Raw genomic sequence first — 11,851 nt, 5'->3', positions numbered from 1 at the left:
TTCATCACCGTTCCAAAGGAACGGTAATGTTTTTCTACCTTTCTACCTATGAAATTCAAAGAACATAAACCATACAAAAATATACCATTTTTTGCATTTTATGGTATGTTTCCATACACTTTTTTCACGCTTCAACCAGTTCTTTTTCGAGCAGTTTTTCATGCGCTCTTTCAATTGTTTCGTCAAGATACGCTTGAGAAAATTTCACGTAACGATAAAACTCTTTGCTTCCGGAAGAATGTCCTGAAATTGTTCGCACTGCCTCCACATCCATGCCGAGAGAAAGCAAGGTAGTGACAGCAGTCCTGCGCATGGTGTGCGTGGTAACCAAATCGCAAAACCTGTAGTGCGTCTTCTTTTCTTTGTCTTTATAAACTATTACCACTTGTCCCCGTTTTGTTCGCCTCTTCTTATGTTCTTCCGTGAATCCTGCCGCTTCACATAGTTCCTTGATGTAGCGGTTGAGATAAACTTTATGATAATAGGGAAATATAGTGCGTTGCCTTTTCCTTCTTATGTATTTCATCAAAATGTCAACGGCATAGGGAGGCAATTTTATGCCGGTGAATGTTTGTGTTTTTTGTGACTGCACATTAAGATACCACTTATCGTTCCTGCGTTCAATGGCGGAGGGAGAAATTTTCATGAGGTCTGAAACCCGGAGTCCAACAGTACAGCCAAATACAAAAATGTCTTTGATTATTTTTAATCGTCTCGGTAGTTTTTCTTCCAGTCCTTTTGAAGTAATCAGGTGATTGAGCCGTTCGGGGGAAAGGACAACAATTTGTATCTGTTCGCTACGCCCGACAAATAATTTCTGAAACCCGCCCGTGTTGATCAGATATTTGATATTTATGAAATTGAAAAATGCCCTCAGTAATTTCATTCTTGATCCGACATAATTGTCGTAATTATCAAGGTCATCGTATAGGTAATCGACAAACTTCTTATAAAATTTTTCCCAATAATTTTTTTCTGTTTGCAGTTCCCGGGCATGAAGTTTATGCGTTGAGCGGATTCGCAGCGGAAAGTTTTTTTGAACGCTGAAATCATTTAACAGTTTGCGAAGCCCCGTATAATTTTCTATCGTGCTGGGCAATATTATCTCACCGTTTTTCTGCATGCGCTTTCCGCGCTTGCAGTCGCTGATGAATTTATCAAGCAGATGGAGAGAATCGTATTCCTTTACTTGTTTGCCCATAGGTGATTTATTCAAACGAAATTAAGAAAATAAGTATAGCCATTTAACTACTTGCCTATTACAATAACTTAAAATAATCGTACAAAAAAATTAATCCCATGATTTCCCCGCGGTTCTCCGCAATCCTCCATAATCCTCCGGAATCATCTCGCAAAAAAGACAACTCTCTCTGAATCATTCCGCAATCGTGCTGTAATAACGTCTTATTGATTTTGCGTTATCCAATATTGCTATGATTTTTTTCATAATTCCATTACTGCTGCATGACTATCGCATGGCTACTGCATTACTTCCCCATGACTATTACATCACTATCCCATTAGTTTTCGTCCCGCATCGCAACACATCGCGTTGCATCGCAATCCATCGTGATTGAATCGCAGAGCTATCCCAATCAAATCGCATTGCTTCTCAAAGTATTTTATTGCCTGAAATTGCCATGCAACGCTTGCATCCCTGTTTTATCTTAATCTTCCCACACATGATTTCCTTGAGCGCATAGGGAAAGGGCTTATTTTACAGGAAAATATCTTAAACAATTTTTAGGGAAACAAAAAAGAGGTAGGTTTGTAATCATAAACTAACAACTCTTGAAAGGCGAAAACTATATACTTGTAATTGCTATTGATAAATACATTGATAGTTCATTCCTTTCTTTAAACAACGCAAAACTTGATGCTAAAAAATTAATAGATATACTTGTGTCTAAATATGGTTATAAAACAATAAAAAAACCATTATTTGATAATGAAGCAAACAGAAGCAGTATCATTGAAGCATTGAATGAACTTACGTTTTCTTTAAAGGAAAATGATAGCATTATTATTTATTTCGCTGGACATGGTACAATTCATCCAAAGACCAATAAAGGTTATTGGATTCCTTATGATGCAAAATATACAGTTGGAGATTATATTCTAAATTCCTCAGTTAAAGATTACATAGAAGGAATTGACGCAAAACATGTTCTATTAATTTCTGATTCTTGTTTTTCTGGAACTTTTTTAACACAAACTCGTGAAATTGGAAATGAAAATCAATTTTCTAAGTTGGAAGAATCTAAATCAAGGTGGTTGTTAGCCTCTGGTAGAGAAGAAAAAGTATCTGATGGACATCCTGGCGTAGGAAGCCCATTTGCAAATTCTTTGATAGAATGTTTGGTAGGGAATAAGAAAAAAAATCTTTTATTTTCTGAAATATCAAATTACGTATTACTTAATATAGATAAAAATGCAAATCAGCAACCAATAGTTGCTCACCTTGATGGTGTCGGGCATGAAGGCGGACAAATGATTTTTAGATTAAAAGAAGAAAATAACCAAAGGAATAAAACAAACAGAAGTTGGGAAGAAAGTTTTAAGTTATTCTGTGATGCTAAAGAAACCCGACCAGAATGGCCATTTATTTCTAAAGGAAATCCTGAAACTAAATCATTAGGAATATGGTGTCAAGGGGAAAGAGATAAAAAACGCAAAGACAAACTTATTCCTGAAAGAGAACAACGATTACTTGATGCGGGATTTATTTTTGACCCTCACGCAGAGAAGTTTTACATAGGACTTGGGAAGTTTCTTGCTTTTATGCATAAAACTGGATTGAATGATGTTCCAGCAAAGTTGTATAAATACTATAGAAGTGAAAATGCTTGGCACAGGGTTCAGCAAAAATGGTATCAAAAAGCGCCATGCGATTTAAGCAATCCCAAAGCGTATCCCCTTTATAGATATAAAATATTAGTTAAGGAAGGGATTCCATTAGAAGTAGAAAGTAATGAAGATGCCTGGAATCAGTTTCAAATTGACCTTGTAAAATTTTATGAAACTCACGAAAGATTTTTGGCTATTCCTTCACAGGTTTCTAAAGATCCATTCATTGCGGAATTGGGAAATAAATTAAATGATTACATGGTAAGTTGGAAAAGAAATGAATTGAGTATTGATAAAATTAAATTCATAGAGCAATTTGTTGATATAAATTATGGATTGAATCGGGATAAGAGAAATTTTCAAAAGGACTTGAATGCTTGGCTTGAAATGAAAAATATATATCCCAATAAAAAACCTAAAAGGCAAGAAAGAGTAAAATATAAAAAGGTTTTAGATTGGGAAGCAACGCAGAAAAATAGATTTGACGGTTTTCCTGAATGGAAAAAAGAGTTACTAGTAAAACATAATCTTATTCTAAAAAATAGCCACTCTCAACAAGCATTACCCTTATAGTAATCAGCCCCCGTCCGCGCTAAGTTGCTTTGCAGGAGTAAAAACAAAAAACAAACAACAATGAAAAAAGCAACTATTACTTTTATGAAGCATAGTTTACCCCTCTGGTTCAGGATTTGCAATCTCGACTAACAGCACGCAAAGACAATGAAAAAACTTTTTCTTATCTCGACAGCAATTTTCGCACTGACAGTTAAGCATAATTTGACCGCTCAAAATTGCAGTTGCGCAGACAACTTTATTTGGCTTAAACAAACAATTGAAAAAAATGACGCAGGGTTTCAATATGTAATAGATAAAAAAGGAGAAGAAGAATATAAAAAGCACAATGAAATTTTTTCAGAAAAAGTAAAATCCATCCAAGCCAAAGAAGAATGTGCGGAAACACTTTCAAATTGGTTAAAGTTTATCAGGTCTGGACACATAGGAATATGGGTAAATGCTGATGAAAACAAAAAAGAAAATAGCAATGACAATCCGGATAAAAACAAAAAACTTTTTCAAAATTGGGAAACCTTTTCTTATGAAGACAAAGAATTCAATTCATACTTAACATCAATTAAAAAACCAAGTTTGGAAGGAATTTGGATTAATCCGCAATACACAATAGGAATTAGGAAAATTAAAGATGAATATATAGGTTTCATAATTAAAGGAGATAATATTTATTGGAGCAAGGAGCAGGTAAAATTAAAAATAAGGGAAGAAAACGGGAAACAAATTGCTACTTATTATATGAAAGACCACTCTGCAAAAAAATTTGATGATGTTGAGTTACTTGGAAATAATTTTCTTCAAATCGGATTTAACTCTTTCAAAAGAGTTACGCCAGCTTTTCCATCCGACAAAAAACTTGAAATGTATTTCAAATTTATTTCAACAGATGTTCCGCTCTTTGAAAAACTATCAGACAAAACAGCAATATTGCGTATTCCCTCATTTGAAGGTTCAGAAAAAAAACTTATTGATAGCGTCATTGACGCAAACAAAAACATAATCACAAAGACAGAAAATTTAATAATTGATTTGAGAGACAATGGTGGAGGAAGTGATGGCAGTTATGAAAAAATAACACCTTTCATTTATACAAACCCAATCAGGACAATAGGTGCTGAATTTCTATCAACCACGTTGAACAATCAACGAATGAAGGAATTTACGAATGATCCTGACTTTTCAGAAGAAGATAAAAAATGGGCAAAAGAATCGTTGGAGAAATTAAATCAACACATCGGAGAATTTGTAACACTCGACAGCTCTTCGGTTGATATAGAAAAATTTGACTCTGTTTACATCTATCCTAAAAATGTTGGAATAATTATTAATGAAAATAACGGAAGCACGACAGAGCAGTTTCTTTTGTCAGCCAAACAAAGCAAGAAAGTAAAACTATTCGGGACAACAACAAGAGGAGTTCTTGATATTTCAAATATGTATTTAATCAACTCTCCTTGCAATGACTTAAAATTAGGTTACAGTTTATCAAGAAGCAAACGAATTCCCGACATGACAATTGACGATAAAGGTATTCAACCCGACTACTACATTGACAAGACAATTTCCAAATATGACTGGATTGATTTCGTAAATAAAATATTGAGCAATGAATAAATAAATAGACAATCTTTTTCTCTTACTTCCACAAACATTTAACAAAACATGAAGCATAAAAAATTTATTTTCCCTTTTATTATTTCAGTAGTCCTGCTCATTTCATTTGCGTATACTTTTACTTCCGAATACACTGCTACAAAACACCTCCGCTGAAAATTAAAAACTACAATTCTCCCAAATGTCGCAACGTACACAGTAGAAGTAACCGATTTAATGGCGCTCGAAAATATTCCCGGGGCAAAATCAAAAGATAAAGCGTATGAAAATAAATATCATGCGGATGAAATACAAGTGAAAAATCAGAAATTAAAAGAAGGAGACATAGTAACAATAAAAGAATGTTGGATTCATTTAGTGGGTAGCGAATCCGATAACGATTACCACATTCAAATCAGCGGAAACAAAACCAATACCACCCAATGTCTCGTCATAGAAATACCTCCGAAATCAAGTGACAAAAAATTGTCAAGTAAATTCAAAGAGTTGCGGAAAAAACTAGAAAAGCATCATACAGATAAATTGCTTTCTCAGCCCTTGCGCGTTTCCGTTACCGGGCAATTCTTTTTCGATGACGACCATGTGGAAAAAACAAATGCCGGTGGCGGAAGAGGAAAAGACGGAATGAAAGCAACCAATTTATGGGAGGTTCATCCGGTAACTGATTTGAGCATTTTTCCATAAAATAATTTTCTTCCATTCGTAGTTCGGAAAAAATTAGTATTTCAGAGGGTACAAAACATTTGCATCATTTTTGCGTTATACCTTTACCTCCCTCTCCTTTGGGAGAGGGTAAGGGGTGAGGTCATGAGCGAAGAAACCACAAATAATCAGGAAGAAAAACAACCCAATCCATGGGAAGATTATACAAAGGAGGAAATTGAAAAAAATAAATTTCAGGAAAAGATTTACAGCGAAACCGTAAAGTGGCTTGAGAGCGATGAAAAGATTCAGGAGTATTTCAAAAACTTTCAATCCTCTTCCATTCAAACATTCATTCACGGATATGCTACGCAAAAATCCCGCTGGCTATCAAACAAACCGGCAAATGAAAAATATCTCCAGAATATTTCTGTAGAGTATCACGAAAAGGCGCTTAAATGTCTCGAAATAATTCAGCAGAAAAAACTTTTCGATAAACAATGCGAATGGCGGGCGGAGCAGTTCACGCATCCTTCCATAGAAATTTCAGATGATTTTTCTGTATGGGAACACAATGTTCTCAATTGCCCGCTCATCGAACCAATTTCTCAAAACGATATTGATTTCTTCAATGAGTATCTTCTTTCCGAGCGCGAACAGGAATTAGCATGGCTCGCCAACTGGCAGGATTACGACCGCTATAAAGATTCATTCGAGCATGGCGGAGAAGACGATGATTTTCCGCAGTGGTATAATTATCACGATTTCAAAAAAGGCAAAACTTCCCCACTGCTTCTGCCCGATATCCGCGGAGAGAAAGAAAAACATTATCGGTCAATCGGTCTTGCGGAACAGCGCAGGAAAAGAGAAGAAGAATTGAAAAACAATCCGCCTGCTCCAAAACCATTGCCTTACTTATGGTCAGGAGAAAAGGAAATGACAGCGTTCATGAAAGAGTTTGAAAAAGATAAATCCGTTTTCCGGGCTTACAAAATCTACAACATGACGTACCAAAAAGATATGGATGATGCAAATGAAGAAGAAGCCGCTTTATTGGAACGGGTTGACGATGCAATATATCACCTGAAAGATTGTTACGAGCAGTTTCCCGTTTTCGGGCTTCATTCCGATTGGAAGAGCGCCCTCATTGCAACTGCCAAGCATTGGGTGGATGTTCAAACATCGCGCGCGCTTCCCATTGTGTACGATGAATATCTTTTCCGTCAGCAATGCGGAATCGCCCATCCCCTCATGGAAGAACAAATTAAATCTTACACTTACTTCGCAAATCTGGTAAAAGAACAAATCCTCCTCGGAAGAGAACTCAGCGGAATGCCCAAAGATTTTAATTTCTAGTCTTCTGATAAATTATTTTTCTTCTCTGCATATAAGAAAATATTAATTACACTAATGTTTTTGTTTATTGCCATTACTGCTGAAAGAACTTCTTCATCTTTTCCAAAAAACGAAATACTATCAGAACGATATGATAAATAATTAGTGTTCATTGATGCACAAACAGCACGAAATGATTCAACCAACTATTGCTTTGAAATGGAAGAAGTATTAGATGAAGCGTAACTATTGCATCACTACCGCATAACTATCACATTACTTTTTGTCTCACATAGCAACGCATCGCATTGCATCGCAATCTAACTTAATCGCATCGCAGAGGCATCCTAATCAAATCGCATCGCTTCCTAAAGTATTTTATTGCCTGAAATCTCTTCAGAACGCTTGCAATCGTTGAGAATTTGGAAAGCATCTCATTCCCGTGTCGCAACTTTGCAGCCGTTAAATGCCGTTAAATGACTTTGGACTCTCTTTATTTACGATGCGCGGAATGTTTTCATGTTGGAGGAAATATTTTGACTTTAGAATCCTTAACGTGCCGGAAGTGGAAGTCATTTCTATATGTTTTTTTTCTTTGTTTTTGAATTAATGAGCATGTAAAAAATTTCCGACATGTCCAAATTTTATTGCTGAAACTTATCGGCTCATTTCAGAGAGAAAGCAGACAAACTTCCTATTAAAAATTTGGGCTGCTGAAAGAATATCCCGAAGTTCAAAGCAAAAAATAAGGAGATGAAAACACCGAAATTGTATAGTGAATTTGCCGATTCCAATATTGAAAGTGAAAGAAGCAATGAAGGCGCTTGGGATAAAAGATGCAAGAACCTTCGAAGCATGGTGCGTAAAGCATACTGTAACAATTTTCAACGATATAGGAGGCAAATATATTTACGAAGAGGAATTTTATTTCAAAATCATGAAACCAATCATTGAAGAGATGAAAAAGAAATATCCTGATTGGCACGAAAGGTTTTTTGCAGAAGAACTTATAGGAGAAAATCCAACAATAAATCATTCCGCTGTAAATACAAAATCAAAAAAATACCTTCCGCAGGGAAAAAACGAAACAATGTATTTGAATAAACTTTTGGAAATAGCAACTAAAAAATAAACACTATGGTAAAACCTCTTTACATTCCGCCAAAAAAAAGTTACAGGGGATTAACAGTCTTCTGCACAAAATGCAATACCAATGTTGCAGAAACGTGCAGAGACAATGGCAAACCCATTCAGCGTTGCCCGTTTGCTGATAAGCATCGCTTCAAAATCTACATTCATATTCCCGGTACGAAAAACAAACGAGTTACCAAAATCTTTGACACACGAAATCTTGATGAAGCAATTTCACTGGCAATTCAATTCAGGAAGGAAATGGAGGAAAATAATTTTACTGAAACATACTCTCCAAAAATCAGTAATCAAAATAAATCCCAACAAGTAAGAAAAATTCAAATTCAAAAAGAGAATAATAACCAACCGCAACTTTTATTGCAAGTTCAATCAAGATATCTCGGATTCCTTTCAGGAGATAAAGAAATTTGTCCTTCGTATATGTTTCGTCCGCGCAGTAAAGAACATTTGGATGATATCAGAAGAGGGATGGAATGCTTGCTTGTAGCATTGAAGGAAGCAGGTTACCCGGTTGCTGAATTAAAGATTACAGATATAGACAAGCATGCAGTGGGGGTATTTTACGACTACATGCAAAAGAAAGAACTATCAGGCAGAACCATCAATAAATATCTCGGCTACTTTACAACAATGTATAAATGGCTGATTACACAGGAGAGATACAATATTCAAAATATATTCGAAGGAGTAAGAAGGTCTCCTGTAAAAGCAATGGATGTGGAGTCAATCACCGAAGAAGAACTGGAAAAAATATTGGAAGCAGTTAACGATAAAGAATTGGGAAAAGAAAAACTCAGCACCGGAGAAATAAAATCACTTTGGAAACCCTGGCTCAGAGATGCAATTCTTCTTTCCATCTACAGCGGAAGACGAGCCGCTGAAATATTTCACTTGAAATTTTCTTCTATCATCGAAGAAAAAGGAGAAATGACTTTCATAAAATCCGAAGACATAAAAGTCAACAAAATCAAAAATCTTCAAGGAGATTCTAAAAAATATGTTTCAATCCCAATTACTACTGAACTGAAAGAACTTTTATTGAGGTTGGGCTATCGTGAAAACAAGAAAACAGAAAAATATATTATTGCTGATTCTGAAAAAATGAAACGCGACACTATGGCAAGGCATTTATGGAGAGCATTCGGGCATTATGCAAAGCAAATCGGAATCAATAAAACTTTCAAATCCCTCCGTAAAACGCACGCCAGCGCGCTTGCTGCAAGAATTGGCGCGGAGAACGCAAGAATTATCACCGGGCACAGTGGTTTAAAGGTTTTAGAGGAACACTACTTCGATAAAAAAGTGATTGGAAAAGTTGCGCAGGATTTCAGCGTATTCGGAAAGGCATCCTGAAATTTCCCCACTCCATTCCCCACTTGCCACCCCACTTGGTGTCCGTTTCAAAGGCGGGATTAATGCCCTTTAAAAGGAAAAAACGCTCGGCTTCCTGCTATGAAAACCGAGCGTCTGCCTCTTTGTGGCACCTCCCGGATTTGAACCGGGGACACACGGATTTTCAGTCCTGTTTTGCTATTTAATTCCTTAATATTTTTTTAAAACTCGTTACAAAAGTAAACATTTCACTGCAAAAGTCGACAAAATCGCACCTAAAAATAGCACCTAAACGATGCCAAAAAAACTTTTTCAAAAAATATAATCTAATAGCGCAACTACAAAGATTGGCGCGAGGTCATCAAGCGTGGAAGGGAATTGAATTGGGAGCCGGCCGATTTGGATTTTTAATATTTAACTCTGACAAAACGGCGCCTTAAAAATACTCATCTTATCTTTTTTTATTTTTGATTCCAAATTTTAATTTTCTTATTCCTGAGTTTGGTTAATTCTATCATTGTAGGGATATCTTTGTGGAATACTTCTTTAATAATTGTGTCGTTTGTTTTTAATAGACCTTTTTCTTCAAGCTCGCTAATTTTACATCGTGCAAAACTATCTATGTTATTGCCATTATTTGCATAGTACATAAAATCCTCAAGGTCCCATGCTTCATAATAATTAGGTTCGCACTCTAAAGCTCTGTTTTTAGATTTAAATGCCTCTCCATCATTACCCATTTCGAAATATGCTTGTGCTTTCAATTGATGTATAAGTGCGAAGTTCGGTTTATATTTCTCTGCAATATTTAAAAACTCTATCGCCTTAGGTTGTTTTTCCAAATACCGCATCAACTCTGCTAATTGAATCGAATCAATTACAACGTTATCTGAAGATTGCGTTATTCTTTTCTCATTTTCTTTCAAAGATTTTTTAATGATTTTTATAGCAGCACCTATCTTCTCTTTTCTAATTGCAGATTTTATTTCTTTAATTCTTAATTTTTCTTTTTCCTGATTTTCGATTTTTGCACGAAGATATTCTTCTAAAACTTTTCTAATAACAGCTCGCTCTTTTTTAACTAAACGAGATGTTTTAAAATGTATTGGATGAGATTCTTTTCTCTTTGTAAAATAATCTTCATAAGTCCGATATCCGAACAATAAATCATTTAATTCTTTATTTATCGCCTTTTGTTTTTCAATATTTAATTTGTGTAAGGGTATTTCGTCTGGGAATTTTCTTTCGCTATTACTGCTAAGAAATTCACCCCATGTATAATTCTTTTCTAAAATTCCACACGCTCTATCTAATATATTATTACTTAATCTTTGGTCTTGTTTCCAGAATGCATAAAAATCCCTTTCCCCATACATCTTTTTTATTAATTCTTCTTTTTCATTTTTGGAAAGTGCAGTAGAAGAATATTCCATTTTCAAGCATATTAATCTCTTAAGTAATTCTATATGGAAAGTTTTATATGCCATAGGTTACTGTGCAAAGATACAACTCGCTGATAAATCCAAATTTTTAGTTTGACAATTTTCTGTCAAAAATTGTCAACCCCATGTCAAGATGTTGAGTGAGATTTGGTATATGAGAAAGAAGTTTCTATGGACGAAAAAAACCCGTGCTATAAACACGGGCCGTCAAAGGAATTTCTCCTTCAACTCCAACGTAAATCACCTACGTTGTAACGGTTATATAGCATGAAAGTAAATTTTAGTCAAGCATATTAACCTTACTCCTGCCGTGATTGCGTTGGTGCAAAACAGCACTAATGCAAAATCTTCTTCATAGAATAAATTCCTCCCGCAAGGAAGCCCACATAGCAGTAGATAGAATTTTTGACAACTTAGAAAAGGATCTATCGGGAGATTCGCTTACTGATTTTTATAATCCTGATTTGCCCACATCAAAATTTGAATGGCTGAAAAGTAAAATTATCTTAAAAATATTTTTTGATTTGCTTTTTCAAAATCATTTACTAAGATGCGAATTTGAAACCTTCAAATCGCATTTTGAAGAAGGAATAAAAATTACAAAGCATATAATATGGTATGGCAATGCAAATGAACTCGTTTACTTGCTTCATCGACTATATGACGAAGGAATAATTCTGAAACCCTCTTTCCCAAATAAACGTATTCAAGAACATTTTCTCAACCAATCTAGGCGTGAGATTTCCCTTGAATGTTTGCGTTCTTCCCTTAATAAGGGTGTACGAAAAGCGGAAAGATTAATTATGCTTGATGGGATAGTTGTAGTCCTTTTGAATCACTCCAATAAAAGTTGACGTTGGTTTATGGTCACCAGCCGTTAACCTGCCGTAACCACTTCCTGAAACCGTCAAACTACA

At 35.3% G+C, this 11,851-nt stretch carries 9 protein-coding genes; 7 read left to right on the top strand and 2 right to left on the bottom strand.

Going from position 1 to position 11,851, the window contains the following annotated elements; translation table 11 throughout:
- Nucleotides 1–124: 124 nt before the first annotated feature.
- Nucleotides 125–1,201, bottom strand: coding sequence for a tyrosine-type recombinase/integrase (locus tag HY841_08905; GenBank protein MBI4930866.1), 1,077 nt, complete (start codon nt 1,199–1,201; stop codon nt 125–127).
- 590 nt (nt 1,202–1,791) lie between these two features.
- Between HY841_08905 and HY841_08900 the strand changes: the two genes are divergently transcribed.
- The 6 genes from HY841_08900 (at nt 1,792) to HY841_08875 (ending at nt 9,513) form a co-directional block, all read left to right on the top strand.
- Entirely contained in the window at nt 1,792–3,420 is a 1,629-nt protein-coding gene (locus HY841_08900; protein MBI4930865.1) for a caspase family protein, read from the top strand.
- A gap of 147 nt (nt 3,421–3,567) precedes the next feature.
- Nucleotides 3,568–5,031 (top strand): peptidase S41, encoded by a 1,464-nt coding sequence (locus HY841_08895; GenBank protein ID MBI4930864.1) that lies wholly within the window; start codon nt 3,568–3,570, stop codon nt 5,029–5,031.
- Between the two features lie 216 nt (nt 5,032–5,247).
- Entirely contained in the window at nt 5,248–5,715 is a 468-nt protein-coding gene (locus HY841_08890) for a hypothetical protein (GenBank protein ID MBI4930863.1), read from the top strand.
- A 123-nt stretch (nt 5,716–5,838) separates the two neighbouring features.
- On the top strand, nt 5,839–7,029 hold the full coding sequence (locus HY841_08885; GenBank protein MBI4930862.1) for a hypothetical protein: 1,191 nt from the start codon (nt 5,839–5,841) through the stop codon (nt 7,027–7,029).
- Between the two features lie 754 nt (nt 7,030–7,783).
- Nucleotides 7,784–8,140 (top strand): hypothetical protein, encoded by a 357-nt coding sequence (locus tag HY841_08880; GenBank protein MBI4930861.1) that lies wholly within the window; start codon nt 7,784–7,786, stop codon nt 8,138–8,140.
- Nucleotides 8,141–8,145: 5 nt separating this feature from the next.
- Complete coding sequence (locus HY841_08875; protein ID MBI4930860.1) at nt 8,146–9,513, top strand: tyrosine-type recombinase/integrase; 1,368 nt, start codon at nt 8,146–8,148, stop codon at nt 9,511–9,513.
- Between the two features lie 440 nt (nt 9,514–9,953).
- Here HY841_08875 and HY841_08870 read toward each other — a convergent pair whose 3' ends face one another.
- Complete coding sequence (locus HY841_08870) at nt 9,954–10,979, bottom strand: hypothetical protein (protein ID MBI4930859.1); 1,026 nt, start codon at nt 10,977–10,979, stop codon at nt 9,954–9,956.
- Nucleotides 10,980–11,272: 293 nt separating this feature from the next.
- Between HY841_08870 and HY841_08865 the strand changes: the two genes are divergently transcribed.
- On the top strand, nt 11,273–11,788 hold the full coding sequence (locus tag HY841_08865; protein ID MBI4930858.1) for a hypothetical protein: 516 nt from the start codon (nt 11,273–11,275) through the stop codon (nt 11,786–11,788).
- The last annotated feature ends 63 nt before the right edge of the window (nt 11,789–11,851 follow it).

The sequence above is a fragment of the Bacteroidota bacterium genome (assembly GCA_016213405.1).
In the GTDB taxonomy this organism is placed as follows: domain Bacteria; phylum Bacteroidota; class Bacteroidia; order Palsa-948; family Palsa-948; genus Palsa-948.
Note: the sequence above shows the minus strand (reverse complement) of the source record. Positions and strands in the feature narration are given on the sequence as shown.

Excerpts from the sequence above, each read along its gene's own strand:
- HY841_08870 (MBI4930859.1), bottom strand. The coding sequence starts at position 10,979 with ATGGCATATAAAACTTTCCATATAGAATTACTTAAGAGATTAATATGC.
- HY841_08890 (MBI4930863.1), top strand. The coding sequence starts at position 5,248 with ATGGCGCTCGAAAATATTCCCGGGGCAAAATCAAAAGATAAAGCGTAT.
- HY841_08905 (MBI4930866.1), bottom strand. The coding sequence starts at position 1,201 with ATGGGCAAACAAGTAAAGGAATACGATTCTCTCCATCTGCTTGATAAA.
- HY841_08895 (MBI4930864.1), top strand. The coding sequence starts at position 3,568 with ATGAAAAAACTTTTTCTTATCTCGACAGCAATTTTCGCACTGACAGTT.
- HY841_08875 (MBI4930860.1), top strand. The coding sequence starts at position 8,146 with ATGGTAAAACCTCTTTACATTCCGCCAAAAAAAAGTTACAGGGGATTA.
- HY841_08885 (MBI4930862.1), top strand. The coding sequence starts at position 5,839 with ATGAGCGAAGAAACCACAAATAATCAGGAAGAAAAACAACCCAATCCA.
- HY841_08865 (MBI4930858.1), top strand. The coding sequence starts at position 11,273 with ATGCAAAATCTTCTTCATAGAATAAATTCCTCCCGCAAGGAAGCCCAC.